The 24,868-nt window shown below is 67.3% G+C and carries 15 protein-coding genes and 1 tRNA gene; 4 read left to right on the forward strand and 12 right to left on the reverse strand.

What is annotated here, in order from left to right; translation table 11 throughout:
- Positions 1-69: 69 nt before the first annotated feature.
- Entirely contained in the window at positions 70-2,412 is a 2,343-nt protein-coding gene (locus tag AC2EWF_RS07645; RefSeq protein WP_483639129.1) for a S9 family peptidase, read from the reverse strand.
- 169 nt (positions 2,413-2,581) lie between these two features.
- Complete coding sequence (locus tag AC2EWF_RS07650) at positions 2,582-3,532, reverse strand: FecR family protein (protein ID WP_483638761.1); 951 nt, start codon at positions 3,530-3,532, stop codon at positions 2,582-2,584.
- Positions 3,533-3,846: 314 nt separating this feature from the next.
- On the opposite strand from AC2EWF_RS07650, the gene AC2EWF_RS07655 reads away from it, so the two are divergent.
- The gene (locus tag AC2EWF_RS07655; RefSeq protein ID WP_483638762.1) at positions 3,847-4,596 is read left to right on the forward strand and encodes a glutathione S-transferase family protein; all 750 of its coding nucleotides are present in this window, start codon (positions 3,847-3,849) and stop codon (positions 4,594-4,596) included.
- A 46-nt stretch (positions 4,597-4,642) separates the two neighbouring features.
- Here the strand turns inward: AC2EWF_RS07655 and AC2EWF_RS07660 are convergent, their stop codons facing one another.
- On the reverse strand, positions 4,643-5,545 hold the full coding sequence (locus AC2EWF_RS07660) for a LysR family transcriptional regulator (RefSeq protein WP_483638763.1): 903 nt from the start codon (positions 5,543-5,545) through the stop codon (positions 4,643-4,645).
- A 113-nt stretch (positions 5,546-5,658) separates the two neighbouring features.
- Between AC2EWF_RS07660 and AC2EWF_RS07665 the strand changes: the two genes are divergently transcribed.
- Entirely contained in the window at positions 5,659-6,651 is a 993-nt protein-coding gene (locus tag AC2EWF_RS07665) for an aldo/keto reductase (protein ID WP_483638764.1), read from the forward strand.
- A 105-nt stretch (positions 6,652-6,756) separates the two neighbouring features.
- On the opposite strand, the gene AC2EWF_RS07670 is transcribed toward AC2EWF_RS07665, so the two are convergent.
- Entirely contained in the window at positions 6,757-8,745 is a 1,989-nt protein-coding gene (locus AC2EWF_RS07670; protein ID WP_483638765.1) for a M1 family metallopeptidase, read from the reverse strand.
- 206 nt (positions 8,746-8,951) lie between these two features.
- Between AC2EWF_RS07670 and queF the strand changes: the two genes are divergently transcribed.
- Together queF and AC2EWF_RS07680 are read left to right on the forward strand one after the other, a co-directional pair.
- Entirely contained in the window at positions 8,952-9,779 is an 828-nt protein-coding gene (gene queF / locus AC2EWF_RS07675; protein WP_483638766.1) for an NADPH-dependent 7-cyano-7-deazaguanine reductase QueF, read from the forward strand.
- Positions 9,780-9,870: 91 nt separating this feature from the next.
- Positions 9,871-10,443: a hypothetical protein gene (locus tag AC2EWF_RS07680; protein WP_483638767.1), complete on the forward strand. Its 573-nt coding sequence runs from the start codon at positions 9,871-9,873 to the stop codon at positions 10,441-10,443.
- Between the two features lie 61 nt (positions 10,444-10,504).
- Here the strand turns inward: AC2EWF_RS07680 and AC2EWF_RS07685 are convergent, their stop codons facing one another.
- From AC2EWF_RS07685 to AC2EWF_RS07720, 8 genes are all read right to left on the reverse strand, one after another.
- Positions 10,505-14,341: an EAL domain-containing protein gene (locus AC2EWF_RS07685; protein ID WP_483638768.1), complete on the reverse strand. Its 3,837-nt coding sequence runs from the start codon at positions 14,339-14,341 to the stop codon at positions 10,505-10,507.
- 470 nt (positions 14,342-14,811) lie between these two features.
- Positions 14,812-18,042 (reverse strand): type I restriction endonuclease subunit R, encoded by a 3,231-nt coding sequence (locus tag AC2EWF_RS07690; RefSeq protein WP_483638769.1) that lies wholly within the window; start codon positions 18,040-18,042, stop codon positions 14,812-14,814.
- A 49-nt stretch (positions 18,043-18,091) separates the two neighbouring features.
- Complete coding sequence (locus tag AC2EWF_RS07695) at positions 18,092-19,225, reverse strand: Fic family protein (RefSeq protein ID WP_483638770.1); 1,134 nt, start codon at positions 19,223-19,225, stop codon at positions 18,092-18,094.
- Positions 19,222-20,406 carry a restriction endonuclease subunit S gene (locus tag AC2EWF_RS07700; RefSeq protein WP_483638771.1) on the reverse strand — a complete coding sequence of 395 codons (1,185 nt, stop codon included), beginning with the start codon at positions 20,404-20,406 and terminating at the stop codon, positions 19,222-19,224. The genes AC2EWF_RS07695 and AC2EWF_RS07700 overlap by 4 nt, the downstream gene beginning before the upstream one ends.
- Positions 20,407-20,408: 2 nt before the next feature.
- A complete protein-coding gene (locus AC2EWF_RS07705; protein ID WP_483638772.1) occupies positions 20,409-22,121 on the reverse strand; it encodes an HsdM family class I SAM-dependent methyltransferase in 1,713 nt (570 codons plus the stop codon).
- The gene (locus AC2EWF_RS07710) at positions 22,049-22,483 is read right to left on the reverse strand and encodes a type I restriction-modification system subunit M N-terminal domain-containing protein (protein WP_483638773.1); all 435 of its coding nucleotides are present in this window, start codon (positions 22,481-22,483) and stop codon (positions 22,049-22,051) included. The genes AC2EWF_RS07705 and AC2EWF_RS07710 overlap by 73 nt, the downstream gene beginning before the upstream one ends.
- A 153-nt stretch (positions 22,484-22,636) precedes the next feature.
- A tRNA-Arg gene (locus AC2EWF_RS07715) sits at positions 22,637-22,713 on the reverse strand.
- 173 nt (positions 22,714-22,886) lie between these two features.
- Positions 22,887-24,785, reverse strand: a complete 1,899-nt coding sequence (locus AC2EWF_RS07720) for a M61 family metallopeptidase (protein WP_483638774.1) — start codon at positions 24,783-24,785, stop codon at positions 22,887-22,889.
- Between the last annotated feature and the right edge of the window lie 83 nt (positions 24,786-24,868).

Consider the following 24,868-nt stretch of genomic DNA (forward strand, 5'->3'; position numbering starts at 1 on the left):
AGGCCACATGAAGCGAAAGGCCGGGGCTCGCGCCCCGGCCTTTCGCTTTGCTCCATCAATCCGCCACGATCAGAACCACGGCCACTTCTTCAGCTCGTACTCCTTCGGCGGCGTGTCGCCGGCGAGGTACTGCACGAAGTAGTCCCAGCGCCGGCGCGTGGCGTACGGGGTGGAAGCCGCGTAACCGTGGTGGACGTTGGGGATGATCAGCATGTCGAAGTCCTTGTTCGCCTTGATCAGCGCCTCGGCCACGAGATAGGTGCTCTCGATCGGCACGTTGTCGTCGATCGTGCCGTGCACCAGCATCAGATGGCCCTTCAGACGCTTTGCCATGTCCTGGTTGGCCTGATTGTCGTAGCTGGTGCTGCCGTCCTTGTTGGTCACCAGCAGGCCCTGGTACTTCTCGCCCCAGTCGTTCTCGTAGACGCGATTGTCGTGGTTGCCGCTCTCGGCCCAGCCGACCTTGAAGAAGTCGGGATAGCGGAACATCGCGTCAGCGGTAGTGTTGCCGCCGCCGGAGTGGCCCCAGATGCCCACGCGGTTGATGTCGATCCACGAGTAGCGCCGCGCCAGTTCCTTGATGCCGGCGACCTGGTCGGGCAGGGTGTTGTCGCCCATGTCGCCGTACCAGGTATGGTGGAAGCTGGCACTGCGCCACGGCGTCCCCATGCCGTCGAGCGCGACCACGATGAAACCCAGCTCGGCCAGCGCCTGGTTGTCGCCCTGCGCCGGCATGAAGCTGCGGCTGCGTACCGAGCCGGTCTGCGGGCCGGGGTACACGTAGTCGATGATCGGGTACTTCTTGCTTGGATCGAAGTTGCTCGGCTTGAACATCTGGCCGTAGAGAACCGTCTTGCCGTCGCGCGCCTTCACCGTGAACGGAATCGGCGGCACCCACCCGGCAGCCTTGAGGCGCGAGATGTCGGCCCTGGCGACGGTGGCGATGACATGGCCGTCGTCACTGGAACGCAGCACGGTGACCGGCGCCGTGGCGACAGTGGACCAGCTGTCCACGAAGGTCTTGCCGTCGGGCGACATGCTGATGGTGTGGTCGGCGTTTTCGGGCGTAAGCAGCACCGGCTTGCCACCGTCGATGCCCACCTTCCAGAACTGCTTGAAATACGGATCCACGCCCGCCGCGCGACCGGTGCCGACGAACCACAGCTCGCGCGCCTTGCGATCGACGTGCAGCACATCGATGACGTTGCCGTCCCCGCTGGTGATGGGGTGCAGCTCCTTGCCGGTGTTGGTGTCGTACAGGTAGAGGTTCTGCCAGTTGTTGCGTTCCGACGGCCAAATGGCCTGGTGGGAATCCGGCAGGTAGCGCCAGTTGGCGTGTTCCATGCCGCTTTCGTAATAGGTCGCCACCTTCTCGTCGAAGACAGTGCGCACGGCGCCGGTATCGGCATCGGCCACGCGGTACCAGACCTGCTTGCGGTCGCGCGAGCTGTTGACCATGGCGAAGGTCTTGCTGTCGGGCGCCCACTTCAGGTCGTCCCAGTGGCCGTCGCTGCTGCAGCTGATGTCGTCGCACAGGCTGGACAGGCGCTGCTGCGGCGGCAGTTGCAGGCGCACCACCTTGTCCGTGGCCACGTCGATCACCACCGGCTCGATCATGAACACCTTCTTGTCGCCCGGCAGCGGGTACTTCCACGCGTCGAGCACCGGATGGCCGACCTTGGTGAGCACGGTGTACATCTCGCCCACGCCGCGCTGGTCCTGCTGGTAGGTGGCGATCTTCTTCGAATCCGGAGACCAGTTCAGCACCGCGCGGTTGGTGTGGATCCAGCCGGCATTGTCGGTGGCGTAGCCGAAGTCCTTCGCGCCGTCGGTGGTGAGCCGGGTCTCCTTGCCGGTGGCAAGGTCGCGCACCCACAGGTTCCAGTCGCGGACGAAGGCCTCCTTGGTCTTGTCGGGCGAGACGATGCCAGGCTCGTCGCCAGTCTTCGGCTTGGCCTTGGCAGTGCACTCGCCGGCGCCGCCGAGATCGCAGACGTAGTGCTTGCCCATCAGGCCGATGTCGTAGCGGCCGTCCTTCTGCACGCTGAAATCGAAACCGCGGGCCGGCACCTTGTCCGCCGCCACCGGCTTGCCGGTGACCTTGCTCAACGCCGCGGCCAGCTTGACCTGGTCGAAGGATGGCGCGGCCTTGCCGGTGGCGGTGTCCATGGTCATCACGTGGTCACCGCTGGCGTCGTGATCCACATACCAGAAGTGCGTATCGTCCAGCCACTTGACGCGCTGCACGTCGTGGTCGACCAGCGGCGCGGTGTTGTAGCTCATGTAGCGCTCGGCGCGCGCGTAATCCTGGGCCGTGAGCGTGCGGCCCTGCGCCATCGCACCGGTGGCGCAGGCCAGCAGCCCCGCTGCCAGTGCGCCGGCCAGGCGTGTCTTGCCGATCGTTGAATGCATTGTCATGTCCCCTTCGGAAGGCGGGTGTTCTGGTGTGGCGACCTTCGCGCCGTCGCGCGAACGCCCGATGCTAGCGCGCCATGACCTTCGGCACCCCTGCCAAAGGTTGAGGCGACTTTGGCGGTGCATGCTGGCATGCACCGCACGCAAGGGGAGGGAAACGGGGGATTCAGCGCGCCGCCGGTTGCAGCCGGATCTCGTCCGGCCCCACCCGGACGGCCCGCAGCAGGCGGCTGCGCTGCAGCGCCTGCGCCAGCGCCAGCGGATCGGCCGCCTCGAACACGCCGCTGACCGGCAGGTTGCGCAGGGCCGCATCGCCAATCACCAGCCGTGTATCCGAATAGCGGTTCATCGCCGCCACCAGCTCGGCGAGGCTGCGGCGGTGGAACACCAGTTCGCCGCGGGTCCAGCCGCGCGCGGCGGCGAGGTCCGCCGGCTGCACGCTGCCCAGGCGGCCGTAGCCGTAGTCGACCTGCTGGCCGGGCCGCAGCGTCGCCTGTCCTTCGCCGGCCGGCAGCTGCACCGTGACGGTGCCGGCCAGCGCGGTCACGCGCACCGCGTCCGCCAGCCGGCTGACCTGGAAGCGACCAGCCGATGCGCGGACGATGCCGCCGCCGGCATGCACGCTGATGGCCTGCCCGTTCGGATCGAATTGCGCGCGCCCCTGCCCCAGCGTCACCGCTTGCGCCATGTCGGCGGCCACGCTGACCGATGTCGCCGTATCCAGCAGGGCCGAACCGCCCCCAGGCAGCGGCAGCGTGCGCTGGCTGCCGATGGCGGTGGCGTAGCGCTGCAGCGAGGCCTGGCGCGCCACGGCCCGCCAGGTGAGCGCCGCCATAGGCAATACGCAGGCCGCCACCAGCAGCAGCACCCAGTGCAGGGGAGCGCGGCGAGCGGGCGTTTCATGGTACTGCCGGGCTTCGCCTTGCACGGCAAGCCGGGGCGCCAGGGTATGGCTGTATCCCTGCGGGGCATTCGTGCACGGACTCGCGCGGTGGCTGGGCGCGCCCTGTTCGCCGGACCGCGGAATCCGTGTTTCCGGCATGTACTCCACGCGCCGCCGCGACGTCTCGCCCGGACGCATCAGAAACACGACGTTGTCAGCGTATATGCGAGCCATGACGATGATGCCCGACCTCCGCTGCCGTTCCCCGACGGTACGGCTGGCGTCCAGTTAACCCATGCCTGCGACAATCTGTCATCTGGCGACGCAACATCGCCACCCCGGCCGGCAGCGGCCGGGCTGCCTGCGGCGGGAGGGTGGGCTTTCCGTCCCCTTCCGGAACGACCGAGGCCGGTCATCCCAGCCGAAGCCCGCCTGCGCGAAGGCAGCCTTGCCCGCCGCGCCAGCCACCGCGGCAGGGGGCCGGCGGCAATTGACGCCGGCACCGCCACCCCGCACGCTTCCCGCATCCCGCCTGCCGGAGCGACGCGATGTCTGGTCTGAAGGTGATCGGCAGCTACCTATCGCCCTATGTGCGCAAGGTGCTGGTCTGCCTGGAGCTGAAGGAACTCGACTACGAGATCGACCCGATGCCGCCATTCGTGGGCAACGCGGACTTCGCGCGGCTGAGCCCGCTGCGACGCGTGCCGGTGCTGATCGACGACGGGCTGGTGCTGAACGATTCCTCGGTGATCTGCCAGTACCTGGAGGATCGCCACCCCACGCCATCGCTTTACCCGCGCGACATCGCCGACCGCGCCCGCGCGCGCTGGCTGGAGGAATACGCCGACACGCGGCTGGCCGACGGCTTGATCTGGCGGCTGTTCTACCAGCGTTCGATCCGCCGCCGGGTGTTCCACGAACCGCCCGACGAGGCCGTGGTGACGCAGGCGCTGGAGGTGGAGATCCCCGCCGCGATCGACTACCTGGAAACCCAGCTGCCGGACGACGGCTTCATCTTCGGCGCGCTCTCGATCGCGGACCTCAGCATCGCCAGCTACTTCCGCACCGCATCCTTCGTGCGCTACGAGATCGACGCCGCGCGCTGGCCGCGCACCGCCGCGCTGGTGGCGCTGGTGCAGTCGCAGCCGGCGCTGCAGAAGCTGGCCCGCTACGAGGACTGCACGCTGCGCCTGCCGCTGGCCGAGCAGCGCGCCGCCCTGCTCGCCACCGGGGCCCCGCTCAGCAGCGAGACCATGGGTACCTGTGCCCCGCGGCCGGTGCTGCCGCGCACGTCGTGACCTTCCACTTGTGCGTCGGGGAGGACTGGGGCGGGGCGTTTCCGACTCAGCCCTGCCGCCCCATCAGCTCCACCAGCCAGTCCACGAACACGCGCAGGCGCGCAGGCAGTTGCCGTTGCGGCGCGTACAGCACATGCACCGGCAGCGCGGGCGGCGGCAGGTCGGGCAGCACTGCGTGCACGCTGCCTGCGGCGAGCAGCCCGGCGACGCGGTAACGCGGGAATTGCGCGATGCCCAGCCCCGCCTCGCAGCAGGCCAGGTAGGCATCCACGCCGCTGACGGTGATGCGCGCGGGCAGGCTGACTTCGCGACGACGGCGGTTCACCACGAACTCCAGCGAAGGTTCCGGCCGGCGCGTGGTGGGCGACGCCCAGTTCACCGCGAGATGGCCTTGCTGCAGGTCCGCCAGCGTGGCCGGCCTGCCGTGGCGGCGCAGGTAATCCGCACTGGCCACGGTGACCTGCGCCAGCGTGGCCACGCGGCGCCCCACCAGGCCGGAGTCCGGCAGTTCGCCCACGCGCAGCACGCAGTCGACGCCTTCGCGCAGCAGGTCCACGAAACGGTCGCTGGTGCCGATGTCCAGCTCGATCTCCGGGAAGCGCGCGCAGAACTCCGGCAGCGCAGGGATCACCAGTTGGCGCGCCAGCGTGGCCGGCACATCGATGCGCAGGCGGCCCTGCGGCTTCAGCGCGGCGCCGCGGAAATCGGCCTCCACCTCGTCGAGATCGGCGAGCAGGCGCACGCAATGCGCGTAGTAGGCCTGGCCGTCGCGGGTGACCCGCTGGCAACGCGTGGTCCGCTGCAGCAACTGGGCGCCCAGCCGCGCCTCCAGCCGCTTGATGGCGTTCGTGACGGTGGCACGCGGCAGGTCGAGGTCGTTGGCGGCGGCGGTGAAGCTGCCCAGTTCGACGATCCGCGCGTACAGCCGCATGGTGTCCAGGCGATCCATGATTGTTGTTGGCAATGGAATGGTGATGGCGATTATTAGGTATTTATCCCACAACGACCACGGCGCAGCATGGTGCCACCTTCAGCGACAGCCACCCCACGGAGCACACCCGCATGCAAACCCGCACGCTCGGCAAGAACGGTCCCAAGGTTTCCGCCCTCGGCCTCGGCTGCATGGGCATGAGCGATTTCTACGGCCATCGCGACGACGCCGAATCCATCGCCACCATCCACCACGCGCTGGACCGCGGCCTCAGCCTGCTCGACACCGCCGACATGTACGGCCCCCACCTCAACGAGGAACTGGTGGGCAAGGCAATCCAGGGGCGCCGCGAGCAGGCCTTCGTCGCCACCAAGTTCGGCATCGTGCGCGACCCGGGCAATCCGCAGGCGCGCGGCGTCAACGGCCGCCCGGACTACGTGCGCGCCGCCTGCGAGGGCAGCCTGAAGCGGCTCGGCATCGAGACCATCGACCTGTATTACCAGCACCGCGTGGATCCCAGCGTGCCGATCGAGGAGACCGTGGGAGCGATGGCCGAGCTGGTGCGCGAGGGCAAGGTGCGCCACCTCGGCCTGTCCGAAGCCTCCGCCGCCACGCTGGAACGCGCCAGCAAGGTGCATCCCATCGCCGCGCTGCAAAGCGAGTACTCGCTATGGACGCGCGATCCCGAGGAAAACGGCGTGCTCGACGCCTGCCGCCGGCTGGGTATTGCCTTCGTCGCCTACTCGCCGCTGGGCCGCGGCTTCCTCACCGGCGCGATCCGTTCGCCGGACGATTTCGAGGCCGGCGACTACCGCCGTTCCAGCCCCCGCTTCCAGGGCGAGAATTTCGCGCGCAACCTGGCGCTGGTGGACAAGGTGAAGGCGCTCGCCGCCGACAAGGGCTGCTCGCCCGCGCAGCTGGCGCTGGCCTGGGTGCTGGCGCAGGGCGAGGACGTGCTGGCGATCCCGGGTACCAAGCGGCGTTCGCGGCTGGACGAGAACCTGGGCGCGCTGGACGTGGCACTGTCGGGCGACGACCTCACCGCAATCGACGCTGTGTTTCCGCCCGAGGCGGTGGCCGGCGCGCGCTACGCGACGGCGAGCATGGCGCACGTGAATCGCTGAACCCCGTGGCAGGAGCGCGCCCTGTGCGCGATGGCCCTGGCGCTTGATCGAAGCCAGAAGCTTTCGCGCACGGGGTGGGCCCCTGTATTTCCGGAGTGCCGGATTTCAATGCATGGCGTAGCTGTTGTTGGAGCGGTCCGCGTCGGGCAGCTTGTGGTCGGGATCAAGCTCCAGCTTCGCGATGGGCTTGTTGGTATCCAGCGTGACCTTGGGCGTGGCGCTGAAGCGCCACGCTTCCACCGGCACGCGGATATCGCGGTGCGTGCCGTCGGCGTAGTCCACCCGCAGCGTGGCGGGCATCACCAGCTTCTGCTTGCTGACGAGATTCACGACTACGCCCTTGGCCGGGTCCTTGTCCACATAGCCGGCCCCCGCGATACCCATATCGAGCTGCCAGTTGTGCATGTACCAGCCGCGCCACCACCACGACATATCCTCGCCCGCGGCGCTGTCCATGAAGCGGAAGAAATCCGAAGGCGTGGGATGGTGGTAGGCCCAGGTGCGGATGTAGGCACGGAAGGCGGGATCGAAACGATCCGGACCGAGGATCTGCTCGCGCAGCAAGACCAGGCCCAGCGCGCCCTTGAAGTAGGAGAGCGAGTGCCGGTACTTCTCGCTGACCGAGTCGGCGTGCGCCATCAGCGTGGGCGCATCCGGATCGGCCAGCAGCGGCAGGATCTCGTCCACCGGTTTGCCGCCCTTGGGCGCGTATTCGCTGTCGCGCTTGGGGCCGAACCTCCCCCCCTCGAACGCGTCGGAGAAGTACACGTCGATGAAGGTGTTGAAACCCTCGTCCATGAAGGCGTGGCGGCGCTCGTTCGAGCCCACGATCATCGGGAACCAGGTATGGCCGATCTCGTGCGCGGTGATCCAGAACAGCGGCTTGCCGCTGTCGGTGTAGCCGTCGAACACGATGCCGGGGTATTCCATGCCGGCGCCGTGGCCGCCGAGGTTCACCGCCACCGGCCACGGGTACGGGTACCACTTCGAGGAGAAGTGCTCAATGGCGCCCTTCACGTATTCGGTGGAACGGTTCCACTTGTCGGCGCCCACGCCCTCCACCGGGTAGATCGACATCGCCATCGCGTGCTTGCCGTCGGGCAGATTGATGCGCGCGGCGTCCCACACAAAGGCGGGCGATGCGGCGAAGGCCACGTCGCGGGTGTGCTCCATGCGAAAGCGCCAGGTGAGCGTGCCGCTGCGCGTCGGCCGGGAGGCCGGGTCGTTCACCTCCTCCGGCTTGCGGATGTACACGGTAGAGTCGCTCTTCGCGGCCTCGGCGAGGCGCGCGCGCTCGGTGGCGGTCAGCACCTGCCCGGGGTTCATCAGCTGGCCGGAGCCTTCCACGATCCAGTTCCACGGCACCGTCACCGCGTAGTCGATGGTGCCGTATTCGAGGTAGAACTCCTGGCCGAGGTAGGGCAGCGTGTCCCAGCCGCGGATGTCGTCATACACCGCCATGCGCGGGAACCACTGCGCGATCTCGTAGATGTCGCCGTTCTTCGTCGGCGTCACCGCGGTACGGCCGCCCCAGGTGCCTGGCACGGTGTAGTGGTAGCGGATGTGCAGCTTGAGCTGGCCGCCCTTGGCCTTCAGCGCCGTCGGCAGATCCACCCGCAGGCGGGTGTCGTCCACCAGGTAGTGCACCGGCTTGCCGTCCACTTCCACCGCGTCGAGCCGGTAGCCGTCGGTGGACTGGCCGGGCTTGCTCGGCCACGGCGAGGTGAGCGCGCCGCGCGAATCGCTCTTGTAGATGTTCTGGTCCAGTTGCAGCCACAGCTCGTCCAGCGCGTCGGGACTGTGGTTGGTGTAGGTGATCGTCTCCTCGCCGGCGAGGCTGTGCGTGGCCGGATCGATGCGCGCCTTGATGTCGTAGTCGGCGCGGTTCTGCCAGAACGCCGGGCCGGGCTTGCCGGCGCCGTCGCGGAACGCGTTGGCGGGCTGCGGCAGGGACAGCGGCGCGAACAGCGCCTGCGGATCGAAGGGGGAGCTCTTGTCCTGGGCGAAGGCCGGCACGCACAGGGCAGCGGCCACGGCGGCAAACAGCGTGACCAGGGCGGCCGCCGCGCGGCGGGCCGGGATCGGGTTCTTCATCGAAGTCTTCGCGTGGGGAGGCCCGTCCATTATGGAAACCGGCGCGTGCGGGCGGATAGGCCAGAAGTCACCGTCGACGGCCCGGCCGTAGTACAGAAGCCGGGCACAGACCGGGGTCGGCCCCGGCCCGCCCCAAGCCCTGTCGGGAGGATTCCCGACCCAGGGGTGTTGGTCGTGCGACGGTCCGCACCGCCTAGAATGTGCGCATGAGCACGCCCGACCATTCCCCGCTCGGCAAGTCCACCGCCTACGCCGACCGCTACGACCGCACGCTGCTGTTCCCGATTCCCCGCGCGACAAAGCGCGCCGAGATCGGCGTGGGCACGCCGTTGCCGTTCCACGGCACCGACATCTGGAACGCCTACGAACTGTCGTGGCTGGACATGCAAGGCAAGCCGCAGGTGGCGGTAGCCGAGTTCCGCGTGCCGGCGGCCACGCCGAACATCATCGAGTCGAAGTCGTTCAAGCTCTACCTCAACGGCTTCGCGCAGGAGCCACTGGCGAATGCGGCGGCGCTGCGCGCCCTGCTGCAGCAGGACCTCAGCGCCGCCGCAGGCGACGTGGTGGGGGTGGTCCTGCACCCCGCGCGCTGCACCGCGCATGCCTTCGCCGATCTCGAAGGCGAGTCCATCGACGCCCTGCCCGTGACCATCGACGACTACGGCCCGCCCAAGGCGGACTACCTGCACGCGGACACCCGCGCCGCGGTGGTCGAGGAAACCCTGGTCTCCGACCTGCTGCGCTCGAACTGCCCGGTCACCGGCCAGCCCGACTGGGGCAGCGTGCAGATCGCCTACCGCGGCGCGCCGATCGACCGCGCGGGCCTGCTGCGCTATCTCGTCTCCTTCCGCGCCCACAACGAGTTCCACGAGCAGTGCGTGGAGCGCATCTACATGGACGTGATGGCACGTTGCATGCCTGAACGGCTCAGCGTGTATGCGCGCTATACGCGTCGCGGCGGCCTGGACATCAATCCGTTCCGCAGCAGCGTACCGGGCGACACTCCCGGCAACCCGCGCGGCGCCCGGCAGTAACCGGCGCTTCAGAACGCAGGCGCTAGCCTCGGGGCACTCGCCTGCAACGGCCTCTCGCCCGGCGTGATGCCGCGACCACGGGGACACCGCCATGCACCGCCTCGCCCCACCGCTCGTCCTGTGCTGCACCATCGCGTGGCTTTCCGCCTGCCACCACCACGACAGCACGCCGGTCGAACCGGTCGCCACCCCGTCCAGGACGGGCCCCGCCGCGGCCCACAGCAGCAAGGCGGCTGGCTCCGGCCATGCCGCGCCCGCCGCAGCAGTAACGGCACCCGCCTCGGCCGCGCGCACGGGCAAGGCCGCCGCGAGCGACGATTCCTTCCGCGTCGCCACGGTCACACTGGGCAGCGCGATCGATGCCGGCTACGCGGTGACCACGCCCGCCAGCCGCTTCGCCGACGACACGCCGGTGATCTACGCCAGCGTCGCCACCACCGGACGCACCGCCAATGCCTTGCTCGAGGCGCGCTGGCGCTACCTGGAAGGCCAGGGCGTGCTGGTCAACGAACTGAGCCAAGCGGTCTCCACCGACGGTCCCGCCGTCACCACCTTCGAGGTGCGGAACCCCAACCGCTGGCCGGCGGGCAGGTACAGCGTGCAGATCTCGCTGGACGGCAAGCCGGTGGCGCAACAGGCGTTCGAAGTGACAAACCCAAAATGAAGCGAGCGGTCACGCTCCGGTGTCGCCTGCCGACGATCGGCGAGATCCTGGGCGAATCCTCTCAGGTAGCGCCGTTGCGCGGCTGTTCCTCCAGCCGGACCTGCTCGATCAGCAGGTCCAGGAAGCGCGCGCGCTGCTCGTGATACAGCGCATCGTGCGGCCCGGCCAGGGCAGCAGCGTGCATCATCGCGTGGGCGGCGTGCGCCAACTGCAGACCGGGGCGTCCCGGCAGCGCGGCGTCGAGATATCGACCGGTCGCACAGCCATTCTCGGCGTGATGCCGCCAGAACTCGGGCCCCGACGGCAGTACCAGCAATTGCTCTTCCCACAGCAGGGCACTGGCCAAGGCACCCAGTGCGGTGGCCGGGCGGGCAGCGTCACATTCCCAGCGGAAGGCGCCCAGCCAGCCCGTCAGATCGTCGGGCGGCATGGGTTGTGCCAGTGCGTAGCCCTGCCCCATGTCTGCCCCCAGCCACCGGGCAGCCTCGATCAGCCCAGGCGTCTCCAGGCCCTCGACCACCACCTCGAGCCCGAGGTCGTGGCCGAGGCGGATCAGCTGGCGAACGAAGCGCAGCGTGCGCAGCGGGTCGTCCGCCACCTGCCGCAGGATTCCCTGGTCAATCTTGACCCGGTCGAACGGCCAGTAGCGCAGGCGGATCAGTGAGCTGTAGCCGGCGCCGAGGTCGTCTTCCACAAGACGTATGCCCAACGCCTTGAGCGACTGCATGCCGGCCATGCCAGACGCCACACTGTGTTCGCCACCCATCGGCGACTCGAGGATTTCCAGCAGCAGCGCGCCAACCGGGCAATGTCCTTCGGTGATCGCCGCGGCCGCCGCCTCGGCGTAGCGCGGGTCCTCCAGCGCCGCGGCTGGCGTATTGACCGACACGTCGACCACATGCCCCTGCCGGAACAGCACGTCGCGCTGGCGCGTCGCCTGCGACAGCACCTGCCTGAACAGCGCCAGCAGGTCGTCGTCGCCGAGCGCAGGCAGGAAGCGCGCCGGCGGCAACAGTGTATCGTCCGGGTCCCGCAGGCGCGCCAGCGCCTCCAATTCGGCGACCCTGCCGTCACCCAGGCGCACGACCGGCTGGTAATGCACCTGCAAGGCGTCGGAGGCGATCGAAGCCCGCCAGCGCTCACGCACGAAGAACGGCAGCAGTTCGGTGCCAGGCCGTGGTGGCGCGAGGCGCGCGAGGGCCAGGTCGAGGAGGGTTTTCAGCTGGTCGACGAACGCTTGCTGATCCTCGCTCTGGAAGCCTCCGGCATAGCCGCTGTAGAGGGTGAGTACCGCCGACGTGGCCGGTGGCGCAGGACACAGCGGCAGCGCCGCGCTGGAGACAATGCCGATCGACAGTGCCGGGTCGCGCCAGCTCGCCATCGCCGGATCGGTGCCGTAGTGCCGACAGCGCTGGATCAGGCCGGTGCGCCACGCGCGCCCGCTGGGTCCACCGCCTTCCGGGCTGTCCGCGTTGACCCGGATCGGCGCCGCCTCGCCACGCGCCAGCTGCCTCAGGTACTGCGCAAACGCCTCGCCGCCGACCGCCTCGTAGGTCAGCTGTCCGGAACTATCGGGGCGCCCGACCGCGCAGGAGATGATCTCGCTATGCTCGACCAACGCGTCGACCATGCCCTGGATCAGCTCCAGGTAGCCGTCGGCCGACCAGGCCAGCGCATTCAGCCGCGCCAGCAGCGCAACCCGCTCGCGCTGCAATTCGCGCATGCTTTCCAGTTGCCACTGGCTCTCCAGGCCCAGCCGCTGCAGCACGATGCCTAGCGGACGACGGTCGGCAACCGGCAGGCCACCCAGGTGTTGCGCGATCAGGTCGCGCAGCCGTTCCAAGCTCTCCAGCAGCCACACTTCTTCCAGTCCGGCGGATGCGTGGAAGCGGCCCGCGCGGGCCGCCTGCAGCCGATGCGACTCGATGTCCAGTCCGGGCCGGATCAGCAACCGCACATGCTCGGTGAAGCGCCCGGCCAGCAGCATGCGGTCGCCGTGTGGCAACACCGTGAACAGCCGCGCGATGCCTTCGTGTGCACTCAATTCGCCCATGAAGGCCTCGACCAGCTCGGGCACCAGCGGTTCGGCCAGCGGCGACCACGATTCGAGCAGCGTCTCGGCCTGATTTCCGTACGGCGACTGGGCGCGCCCCTCGAATTCGTGCGATTCCGCAGGCCCGGCGCCAGCCGCCGCCGGCGTCGACCACCAGCGGTCGCGCTGCCGCTTGCGCGCCTTTACCTGATACATCGCCTGGTCGGCGCGGCGCAGCAGTTGCTGGCTGTCGGCCGTGGCGTGATCCGGGAACAACGCGATGCCCAGGCTGGCGGCCAATTCGAATACCGCTCCTTCGACCCGCACGGGTTCGTGCAGGGCCACCCAGAGGCGATCGAGCAGGGGTTCGATCTCGGTGGCGCTGCGCAGGCCCTCGCAGACGATCACGAATTCGTCGCCGCCCAACCGGGCGACGTAGTCGTCCGGCCGCAATGCACCGCGCAACCGGCGCGCCACCTCCACCAGCAGCAGGTCGCCGGTGGCATGGCCGAAGCGGTCGTTGATCGGCTTGAGATCGTCCAGGTCGAGCATGCCCGCGGCGACCAGCCGCCCGCTGCGCTCGGCACGCTCGAGGGCGGACTCCAGGTGCACGTCCAGCGCGCGGCGGTTCGGCAGCCCGGTCAACGCGTCATGCATGGCCAGGTAGGTCTGCCGCTGCTGCTCCTCCATCTGCGCGCGACGACGCTCATGCTGGTGCAACGCGAGCCCGGCCACTTCGGCCAGTTCGTCGAGCAGGTGGCACATCTCCTCGTCGAATGCGTCCTGCTCGATGGTGATCAAGCTGAACACGCCAAACGACTTCGCCGCGGACCCGGGACCCGGATCGGACAGGACGATCGGCCAACAGCCGCAGGCGCCCATGCTGGAAAGCACGCCCTGCCGCCAGACCGGAGACATGTCGTCGCGCTGGGACGGACGGATGCGGATCTGCGGCCTGCGCTCGCGCAACGCGAGGATCGGCAGGGGCACCCTGACGCCATCGGGCGGCAGGGCCGGGGCCAACTCGGCGAGCTCCTCGGCGATCGGACCGACCAGGGCCACGCGGCGGAGCGCCCGGTCATCGCCGTCGACCACATGCACATCCACCGCTGCGGCGCCGGCGATCCCCACCAGCGACTGGGCCAGGGTGCGATACACCGCGTCCGGGTCCGGCTGTTCGAGCAGCGCGCGCTGAATCGTGCGCTGGGCATCACGGTAGCGGCGGATACGTCGCTCACGCTTGGCCACGGCCCGGTGGTCCCAGAACCGCGCCAGCTCGTCGGCGAGTCGCGGCAGCCACGCGGCGATGTCTTCGAGCAATGCCTCCGGCGCATCGCCGGTGCAGGCGGTCAGCACCAGGTGTCCGCCATCGCGGGTGGCCATGACCACCGACACACCGGGCAACAGACCCTGGTACCACGCCGCCGCGGAATCGCCCTCGGCAGCGGCTTCCGCGGCGCCACGCACCACGCGCGGCTGCCCGATCGGCTGCGACAGATCGAACGGGTCGTCCGGTGCGTGGCCCGGCGCGAATGCGCCAGCCAGCGCGCGCTCCACGCGATCCGTCGCCGATCCGGCCGCGGCCAGCACGGCGATGTCCCCGGCGCCCGGCGGACGCCAGCCGACCCAGGCCAACGGCAATTGCAGGGTGGTGGCGAAGGTCGACACGACTTCGGCCAGCGCGAGGCGGTCATCCTGACCTTGCGGGGTACGCAGGCGAACGAGGGTTTCGGCAACGCTCTGGTAGAAACGCGACTGCAGCTCGCCCAGTGCGGTCGCGCGGCTGGCCGCGTCCCGACTCGAGTCCGCACGCTCCACTACCCGTTCGCCCTGTTCCACCCGGATCGCCCCGACAGCCGTTAGCACGCCCCTGCGCCCTCGACCGGCGGCGCGATTACCCGGGGCGCTCCGGACCCGTATCCCCTTTTCGTCCCCTGGGCGGGCTTTTGGCGACCGCCCCCTGTATCCGGCATCTTACGCCAGCGCTCGCGGAGCGTGCCCGGTGCGTGGAATGCATGGCGACGCCCGCCGCTCATGAGGTCCGCGGAGTGGGGACAAAGCAGCCACAAACGGGTGGGACGGAGCGATGCGCGCAGGACGAGACGACAAAAGTTATCGCGAGAACCTGCCAGCTGCGCGTTGCGGAGCAAACGAACAACCAGCCATCCGCCGTGGACCCGGGCCTGTCCAACAGGTCACGGGAAGGATCCCCTTGGCCTGGCAATCACGTAGCCGGTGACTGCGCCAGGCCGGCCCCATGACGCACAGCCTCGACGAATGCCCTCGAGGATCAAAAGCCCCGCAGCCGACGCAAATCCGTCACCGCACAGGCCGAATCACGCCACCCACTTCTCGCCGCGGCTGGCGTAACCCAGCATCACGTCCATCACGCGATCACACGTCTGGTTGAATACGTTGCGGTCATAGCTCTCGGGCAGGTCGGCGTCCAGCACGGTGACGACGGCGCTGCGCACGGCCAGCCGGGTCTGGCGATCCTTGAACCAGTCCTGCACCAGCACCTTCGGGCTCTCGTCCAGCAGCCGATGGAGCAGGCGGCGGGCGGCCAGCTTTACCCTCTGTGTCTCGTCCTTGGTCAGATCGTCCTTGCGCAGCAGGTCGAACAGTTCCAGCTCGTCTTCGGAGAGGCCTTCCTCGACATTGCGGCGCGCCTCGACCTTCAGTTCGCGGGTAAAGCGAAGCAGCTCCTCGAAATACTGCTCGTTGGACGAGCCGCCGGCGTTGTAGCGGTCGATGATGGCCTGGAAGCGGTGGGCGAAATCCGTCCGCGTCGCATTGGCCTTCATCATCTGCGCCAGCTTCTGGCTGATGAAGGCGCGCAGGTCGGCGATCTCGATGTTCTTGTATTCGGTGGCGGCGTATTCCTCGCGCAGCTTGTCGATGTCGATCTTGCTGAGATCCCAGACCTTGCCCTTCTGCACGATCTGGTACACCGGACTGCCCGGCTCGGCCTGCCAGCTGCCCGACTGCCGGCTCACCACCACGCTCTGATCCAGCAGCTCGCCGATGCGGCGGCTTACCGCGTCGATGTCCGCTTCGCCGACCAGGCTGTCGATCACCCCGCGCAGGTACTGGAATGCCGCCACCCGGCGCGTCACCGGGCGTCCGAGCACTTCGGGCTTGCACGCTTCGTAGAGCGCGCTGAGGCTGTTCTCGTAGACGTTAAAGGAGCGGCGCCAGTCGTCGCTGCCAAGCAGCGTGTCGGCGAAGCGCTTGAACTGGCCCAGCTTGTCGAACACCTCGCCCGAACCGAGCACCGCGCCGATATCCACGCCGCGCTCGGTACAGAACGCCGTCGCCTGCACGACCGCATCGTCCAGCAACTCGAACAGGCGCGCCTTGTCCTGCACCGGTGGCGTCTCGTCATCGTCACCCTGGGCGTAGTCGCGCAGAGCACGCTTCATGTTGCGGAACACGTTGTAGTAATCGACGATCTCGCCGTTGCGCTTGGGCACGCCGCCGATGGCCCAGCTCGTCACGCGGTTGGCGCGCGCGATGGTCTGCATCAGCGTGTGGTCCTTCATCGGCTTGTCCAGGTACAGCGTGGACACCGTGGGCGCATCGAAGCCGGTCAGCCACATCGCGCAGACGAACACCAGCTGCAGCGGGTCGGCGGGATCCTTGAAGTTGTATTCCACGTCGTGGCCATGCGCATCGAGCCGGTTCATGCGCTCCCGATGCGGCTTGATGTCCAGCTTCTGCTCGGCGAATTTCTTCTCCTCGCCCGCCTCCTCGCTGACGATCACCGCCATCTCGACCGCGCGCATGTACTCCAGGCGCTTCTTCTTGCGCGCCTTGTCCAGCTCGTCGGTGGTCGCCGCGACCTGGCCGATCAACGCCTTGATCTCGGCCTTCCACAGCTGCTGCACCTTGTCGTACATGCGCACCGCGGTGAACTTGTCGACCGAGATCACCATGCCCTTGCCGAGGTAACCGCGCGCCGGGAAGTGGGCCACGATGTCGCGGGCGATCGCATCCAGGCGGTCGTCACGCTTGATCACCTCCATCTCGGTGGAGAAGCGCTTCTCCAGCTTTTCCTGCTGCGCCTCGTCGAGGTTTTCTTCCTCCAGGATCTCGTAGAACTCCTCGCTCAGATCCTCGTTCTGGATCAGCACCTCCGGCACCCGCTTCACATAGAACAACGGCACCGTGGCGCCGTCATCCATCGACTGCTGGAAGTTGTACTCGGACACGTAGCCGCCGAACCAGGTGGCCGTCTTGCGCTCGCGGCCCAGCAGCGGCGTTCCGGTGAAGGCGAGATAGTTGGCGCTGGGCAGGCCGGCGCGCATGTTCTCGGCCAGGTTGGCGTACTGCGTGCGGTGCGCCTCGTCCACGATCACCACGATGTCGTCGCGGTCGGACAGCAGCGGATAGGCCGCGCCCTTCGCGTAGCGGAATTTCTGGATCAGCGTGAACACCAGCCGCTTGTTCTGGCCGAGGAACTTGCGCAGCTCGGCGCTGTTGGCCGGCTGGGCGGATTCGGCCTCACTCACCGTCTCGGTGGCGAGGAAGTTGCGGTAGATCTGGCCGTCCAGGTCCTCGCGGTCGGTCACCACCACGAAGGTGAAGTTGCCCGGCACGCGGCGGAAGATCTTCCGCACGTAGAAGATCATCGAGAAGCTCTTGCCCGAGCCCTGGGTGTGCCAGAACACGCCCAGCTTACCCTCCAGCTCGCCACGCCGCTCGAAGCGCTCCAGCGCCCGGTTCACGCCGATGAACTGGTGGTTCTGCGCGATCACCTTCTGCGTCTGCCGATAGAACAGGACGAAGTTCTCGACGTAGTCCAGCAGGCGCGCCGGCACAAACAGGCCGTCGATCAGCCGCTCCAGGCTGGTGCCGTGCTCGCGGATCGCCTCGCGGTCGATCTTTTCCTTCTCGTCGTCCGGCCGCAGCCAGGTGAAGAAGTGCTCCCACTCGGCGGTCATGCTGCCCAGCCGCGTCTCCAGCGCGTTGCTCAGCACGCAGAACGCGTTGCACAGGAACAGCTGCGGGATCTCGGCGCGGTAGGTGACGAGGTTCTCGCTGTAGGCGTTCTTCAAGCCCACGTTGGAGTTCTTCAACTCGATGAACACCAGCGGCAGGCCGTTGACATACAGCAGAACGTCCGGCCGGCGGTAGCCGCGCTCGCCCTGGATCCACAGCTGCGACACGGCGAGGAAGTCGTTGCCCGCCATGTCGGTGAAGTCGATCAGGCGCAGGCGCTCGTGCTGTCGGCGCCCCTGCGCGTCGTCGTATTCCACCGCCATGCCGTTGCGCAGCAGGTCGTGCACTTCCTTGTTCGCCATCACCGCGGTCATCGCCCGGCGCGGGTCGCACAGGCGCTCCAGCGCCTCGTCGATCACCGCCTCCGGCAGCGTCGGGTTCAGCCGGCGGGTGCTGGCGCCCACCCGGTCGCGCAGGATCACCTCGCGCTTGTCGCTTCGCCCGCTGCCGTCGTTCAGGTCGGCCGGATCCGCCGTGTAGGCGTTCAGCGTCGTCCAGTGCCCCAGCGCCGGCAGCCGCGCCAGCAATGCCCGCTCGATCTGGTCCTCGGTGATCAGGTTGGGCATGCGGTGGCTTTCCTTACGCCTCGCGTTAGTTAAGGGAAACGCAATTACGTTAACTTAAAAACAGGCTTAGGTAACGCTGGAACTCGTACACCCGGCCGCGCGCCTGGCCGGTCACCTCCACCAGCACGCCCAGCCGCTCGAACTCGGCGATGAGCTTGTTGGCCGTCGGCGTGCTCACACCCAGCGCCTTCTCCACGTCGCCGGCCGACACCACCGGCTGGCGATACAACAGGTTCAGCAGCAGGCGGGCGTTGGGCGCGCGCTTGCCCAGCCCCAGCAGATGCCCTTCCACCTCGGTGCGCAGCGCCAGGATCTGCTGGAACACCTGCCGTCCCTTGGTCGCCGTCTCGGCCACGCCGCGCAGGAAGAAGCGCACCCAGTGGATCAGGTCGTTGGACACGCGCACCCGGGTCAGCGCGTCGTAGTAGCTGGCGCGGTTGCGCTCGAAAAAGTCCGACAGGTACAGCGATGGCTTGGCCAGCAGACCGTGGCTGATCAGGTACAGCGGAATCAGCAGGCGGCCGATGCGGCCGTTGCCGTCGCAGAACGGGTGGATGGTTTCGAACTGGTAGTGGCTAATCGCGATGCGCACCAGGTGCGGCACGGTGATCTGCTCGTTGTGCCAGAGGCTCTCCAGGTCGCCCATCAGCGCGGGCACGCCGTCCGGGTGCGGCGGCACGAACGCGGCGTCGGCCAGGCTGGAGCCGCCGATCCAGTTCTGGCTGCTGCGGAACTCGCCCGGCTGCTTGTGCTCGCCGCGCACCCCGCGCATCAGCCGCGCGTGCGCCTGCCGCAGCAGGCGGTTGGACAGCGGCAGGCGCTCCAGCGATGCGATCGCGTCGTTCACCGCCTCGATGTAGTTGTGCACCTCGCGCCAGTCGTCGCGCTTTTCCGGCTTCACCAGCTCCTCGCTCAGCACCGCCTCGCCGATGCCGGTCTGGGTACCCTCGATGCGGCTGGAGGTCTGCGCCTCCTTCACCACGTGCATGGTGATGAACAGGTCGATGTCCGGCACGATCAGCGAGAACGCATTCAACTCGCCCAGCGCCCGGTTGGCCGACTCCAGCAGCGTGTTGATGCCGGCGTTCTCCCAGCTCCAGTCGTGGTCCACCGGCACCGGCTCGAAGCTCTTGTACTGGTAGCGGGCGACCCAACGCCCGGCCTTGAAGGTTTCGAACTTCATGCGCGCTCGGCCTGCATGCTGGGCGGAAACTGGATGTCGAGGTCGTCCACGCGCAGTTTGCCGGAGATCAGGCGGGGGAGGAGCAGATCGCGGGTTTTGGCCAGTTCGACACAAGCACGCTCAAGCTTTTCCTTGAGTGACTGCATCGGCCCAACCTGATTGGCAAAAGCATCTTGTAGAGGTTTCGGAGGAAGCGAAATCGGCAAGCTCTTCAGATGGTTCCGGTTGAGTGAAGGCACACCTGCACCGGAATTGAAGTTTTCCAGACGCATCGTACGCAAGGTGTGGAAAACAAAGTGCGGCGAATTTCCGCGGAAGTCTTTTACGTACAACGCCGTATTCAGTGGCCACGCCCTTTCGCTTGTCCACAACACGACACCCAGGCTGCCGGATCGACCCGTGGTGATCACTGGCGGCTCTACCTTGAATGCGTGATGGAAGGCCTTGACGGACGTCGACGCCACCACCGGATAGCTGCCATCAACAATCTGCGCATCTGGCAGATCGAATCCACGTTGCAAGGTGCACAGGTCGCTAAATTGCGCTTTCGTCCAGTCGCGAGGCACGCCTTTCTCGAACTTGGCCTGCTGGTACCCGGGAAAGCGGAAGCGGACGAACCATTCGCGGTAGAGCTGCTCGGCCATCCGCTCCAGCAGGGCGATCCGCCGCCGGTTGTTCTCGATCAGGTCGTCATAGGTAACGAGCACTGCCGCGATCTTGTCTTGCTCCGCCTTCCCCGGAACGCTGAGAACCAGCTCCTTCGCGACCGTGATGTTGAAGTGCTGCTGGGCGGCGCCCACGAGATTGCCGGCAACCACATCTCGACCGAACGTCGAATTGAAAATGGCGCAGAGGAAGTGTGGATTGAGCTCCTTGCTGGGTCGAACGATCACAAGATCGCTGCAATTCGAGCGCGGTAGCGACTCAGGGATCACGCATGCGACGCCTGGGTAGCCGGTTCGCACGATGGCGACATCGCCCGGCTGCAACGCTGACTTCCTGATCTTATGGTGGAAAGCCTCATCGATGAACATCAGCTTGTCGAGGCTGATGCGATACGGCCTGATGTTGAGGGAGCGAAGGAACGGTACGCCGGACGGCACATACTGCTGTGCCATCGGACCGACGTAACCCACAGTCACGCGCTCGCACAGGTCCTTCAATTTGACCTTCGGCCACACGCTCACGATTCGCCTGCAATCTGCAAAGCGTTGGACTGGATAACAGCCTCCAGGTCTCGGGCGAAAGCGTTGAGATTTGCCAGCTCATCGTTCATCGCCAGCAACTCGGCCACAAACTCCTCCTCCGTCTTCCCATCCTCCTCGATCACCACGCCTACGTAACGCCCGGGATTGAGCGACCAGTCCTGCTCCTTCACCTCGGCCAGCGTGGCCAGCTTGCACAGCCCGGTGACGTCCTCGTAGGAGGCCTCGGGGAAGCGCTCCTGCAGCCAGCGCACGTGGCCGAACCAATACTCCGCGCGACGCACTTCGCCGTGCAGGGCTTCCAGCGCCGCCTTCAGCGCCTTGGTGTCGCGGTCGATACCGCCGCGCTTGCCCTCGGCCGGCGCCGCCTCGGTGAGGCGCTTCTCGTGCTGGCGCACGAGGCGGTCGAGCCGCTTGAGGTCGGCATGCAGCGCCTCGAAGAACGGGTCGCAGTGTTCGCGCAGCGCATGCTGGGCGCGGTTGCTGACGGCGATCGAGGCATTGGGATCGGCCTTGGTCTGGTAGGTGGCGAAGCGCTTCTGCAGCGGCTTCAAGGCTGCCCATTCCTCCTGCATGGTCGACACAGCCATCCGGCCCTCGGTGTCGTCCAGCACCGCCAGCAGCTGCTCGGCCAGCGGGGCGATGTGGGTGTGGCTTTCGGCCAGCGCGGCGAAGCCGGCGGCGAAGTAGTCGTCCACAGTGTCGATGAATTCGTGGCGGTCGCCCAGGCGCAGCTGGCTGATCAGCGACAGGTTGCGCACCTGCTCGTCGCTGAACTCGCGGTGGGCGCGGTCGATCTGCGTGAACACGTTGCGCGCGTCGATGAACAGGATGCGCTCGTCCGGCTTGGCCTTGTCGAAGAACCACAGCGTGGCCGGCAGGGTGACGGTGTAGAACATGTTGGACGGCAGGGTGAGCATGCCGTAGATGAGGTTGGCCTCGATCAGCGCCCGGCGGATGTCCGCCTCGGAGTGGCGCGCGTCGCTGGCCGAGTTGGCCATCACCAGCGCGGCGCGTCCGTTGGGTTTGAGCGAGGTGGCGAACAGGTTGATCCACAGGTAGTTGGCGTTGGGCACGGTCTGCTTGCCCTCGTCCGCCTTTTTCACCTTGGTCTTGTTGCGTGGGATGCCGTAGGTGTTGAAGCGGCGATCGCTCTCCACGCTGCCCAGCGACACGTCGTCCACGTTGAACGGCGGATTGGCCATCACGTAGTCGAACGCACCGAAGCTGTGGTGCGGATCTTCGTAATAGGTGTTGGCCTGCATGATCTCGCCGCGCAGGCCGTTGACCGCCAGGTTCATCTTGGCCAGCTTGACGGTTTCGAGCGTTTTCTCCTGGCCGTAGACGTAGATGTCCGAGCCGCCCTCGGCCTGGTCGCGCCGGTGCTGCTCGATGAAGTGCGCCGACTGCACGAACATGCCGCCGGAGCCGCAGGCCGGGTCGTAGATGGTGCCGCCGTGCGGCTGCAGGATGCCCACCATCAGCTGCACCACCGAGCGCGGGGTGAAGAACTCGCCGCCGCCCTGCCCTTCGGACATGGCGAATTCGCCGAGAAAGTACTCGTAGATCTGGCCGAACAGGTCGCCGTCGGCGTCGGCCGGGATGTCGGCGAAGTTCTTCAACAGCTGGCGCGGGATGCCGCGGTTCTGCTCGGAGCGGCTGAAGCGGAAGTACTCGTCCTGCGGCAGCACGCCTGCAGCTCGGGCTTGTAGATCTCGATCGCCTGCATCGCCTCCTTGATCGCCTTGGCGATGTCCTCGCTGTCGGGCAGGTGGAGCAGGTAGTCGTAGCGGGCGTGCTCGGGCAGGTAGAAGCCGCAGCGTTCCACCGCGATGTCGGCCAGCTTGCGCTCGCTGCGCTTGCCCTTGTGCTTGCTGTACTCGGCGAGGATCGCGTCCTCGTGCTTGCGGTAGTTGTTGTCCGCGAACTTCAGGAAGATCAGGCCGAGCACGGGCGTGGAGTACTCGCTGGCCTTGAGGTCGGAGTTGGCGCGCAGGCTGTCGGCCGCGCGCCAGAGATCGGCCTCGAGTTTCTTCAACTGGTCTTTGGTCATTGCAGGCCCTGTCGGTATCGGACAGCGCGCGGCGCGTGGCGCCGACGGCGTCGATGGAGAGCCCATTCTCTCCCGTGCCGTACCAAGGCGGAAGCGCCTGCAAGGGCGCCAGCCGAGCGGCAGTCCCGACCTTGCGGTGCTCAACGAAGGGAATGGCGCGCCCGGAGGGATTCGAACCCCCGACCAATGGCTTCGGAAGCCACTACTCTATCCGGCTGAGCTACGGGCGCGTGGTGCTGCGAGGCCGCGCGCGGATCGTTGCGGTCCGCGGCGGGCAGGCAGTATAGCGGAGATGGCGCTGATCGCCCATGCCGGCCGGACAGACCGGGCGTGCATGGCGGCACGCGGCAATAACCGCCCCTCGCCCCATCCCTCTCCCGGGGGAGAGGGACGGAGGCATGGCTCAGCGTGCCTTGAACAGCGTGCTGAGCGTGTCGGGCTTGCCGGTGTCGCGGACGAGGTGGGGGTACTTCAGACCGTCGTGGTAGTCGATGCGGATGGTCTTGTACTCGTCGAAGTTCTTGACCAGCAGTTCGATGGGCTGGCTCTTGTCCTTCGCGGCGGCGGTGACGGCGTCCTTCAGCGCATCGGGATCGTAGTCGTGGCCATTGACGGCGACGATGGTCATGCTGGGGGCAAGGCCGGCCTTGAAGGCAGGGCCGTCCCACAGCACGTCGCCGATCTGGCCGCCCTTGCCCACCGACACGCCCAGCGAGTAGGTGAGGTCGGCGAAGTGGCGGCGCGCCTCGAACGCCTTCAACGCGGCGTTTGGCTTGTCGGTGTAGACCAGCTTCCAGCCGTGCGACTCGAAGCCGCCGGTCAGCGGGCCGTGGCCGTCGAGGCGTTCGCGCAGGTACTTCGCCCAGTCGTAGGGCTGGATGCCGTTGAGCGTCTTCACCACGTCGTCGAAGACGTAGGTGTTGGTGACGAAGCTGCCGTTGTCCATGCCGAAGAAGTCCTTGGCGAAGTCGTCGATGCTCTTCTTGCCATGGCTCAGCTCACGCAGCTTGCCGTCCACGTCCAGCCAGATCAGCTGGCCGGCCGAGTAGTAGTCCTCGCTGCTCTGGTAGTTGCGGTAGGGCAACGGCGCGCGCTGGGCGATGATCGGGTCGTTGGTGGTGTCCTGCACGTTGCGCCAGCTGGCGAGGCCGGGGCGACCCTTGTCGTAGGTGGCGGCCACGAAGGCCCACATGTCGTGCGCCTGCTCGGTATCCCACAGGCCCGAGCGCGAGGCCATCACCTGGCCCCAGAACTGGGTCTGGCCCTCGTACACCCACAGCAGCGAGTCCTGCATCGGCACGTTGAAGTTCGGCGTCCACAGGTCGGCCGGGCGGCGGTACTTGCCGTCCCACGAATGGTTGAACTCGTGCGAGAACAGGTCGCGGCCCAGCGCGTTCTTCTTCCACTCGGTGAAGAAGTCGGCCGAAGTGCCGTCCTCGCTGGACTGGTGGTGCTCCAGGCCGTTGCCGCTCATCTTGTCGCTGAGCGAGACGAGGAAGTCGTAGTGGGCGTAGTGGTGCGCGCCGTACAGCTTGTACATCTGCTGCACCAGTTCGCGGAACGGCTTGATCTGCTCGGGGGTGATCTCGAGGTACTTCGGCGCGTCGGCCACGATGTCCATATGCACCGGCGTCTTCGCGCCGGGGTCGAGGTCGATGCGCTTGAAGTACTTGCCGGCATAGATCGGCGAGTCCACCAGGGTGTTGTAGGTGGTGGGCTTGAAGTGCACGGTGTCACCGTCGCGCGAGGCCACTTCCAGCGCACTGCCGAACTGCCAGCCGGCAGGGAATTTCACGCTCGCTTCGGTCTTGATCTGGCGGCTGTAGTAGCCGGCCGGATACACCGAGTTCGCGTTCCATTGCAGGTTGAGCATTTCCGGCGTCATCACCACGCGGCCCTGGCGGGTGTTCTGCGGGGTCAGGTACTGGAAGTCCACCTCCACGCTGCTGGCGCCCTGTGGCACCTCGACGTGGAAGGCGAAGACGTTGAGCGGGTCGCGGGTCCACGGCAGCACCTTGCCGTTCGCCTTCACCACCAACCCGGCGAACTTGTCGATCGGGCCGCTGGGCGAGTGATTGCCGGGCAGCCACTGCGGATACAGCAGGGTCAGCGGCCCGGGCTGCGCGGGCATCACCTCGTGCACGCGGAACACGCGGTGCGCGAGGTCGGTGGCGTCCACGCTGATCTGCAGCGTGCCCGGGTAGGCCACGTCCTGCGGCGGCGGCACATCGGCAAGGGCGTTGAGACTGACCAGGCCGAAGGCGCTGGCGACGATGGCGGAGGCGAGGCGTGTGGCTTTCAATGGATTCTCCTTTAGAGCCTGTTTAATGTCCCCGCATGGCCCGCGCCGGGAACTGTTTGCACGCAGGCCAAGGAAGAACGAAG

It is taken from the genome of Rhodanobacter sp. sgz306013 (genome assembly GCF_057031145.1).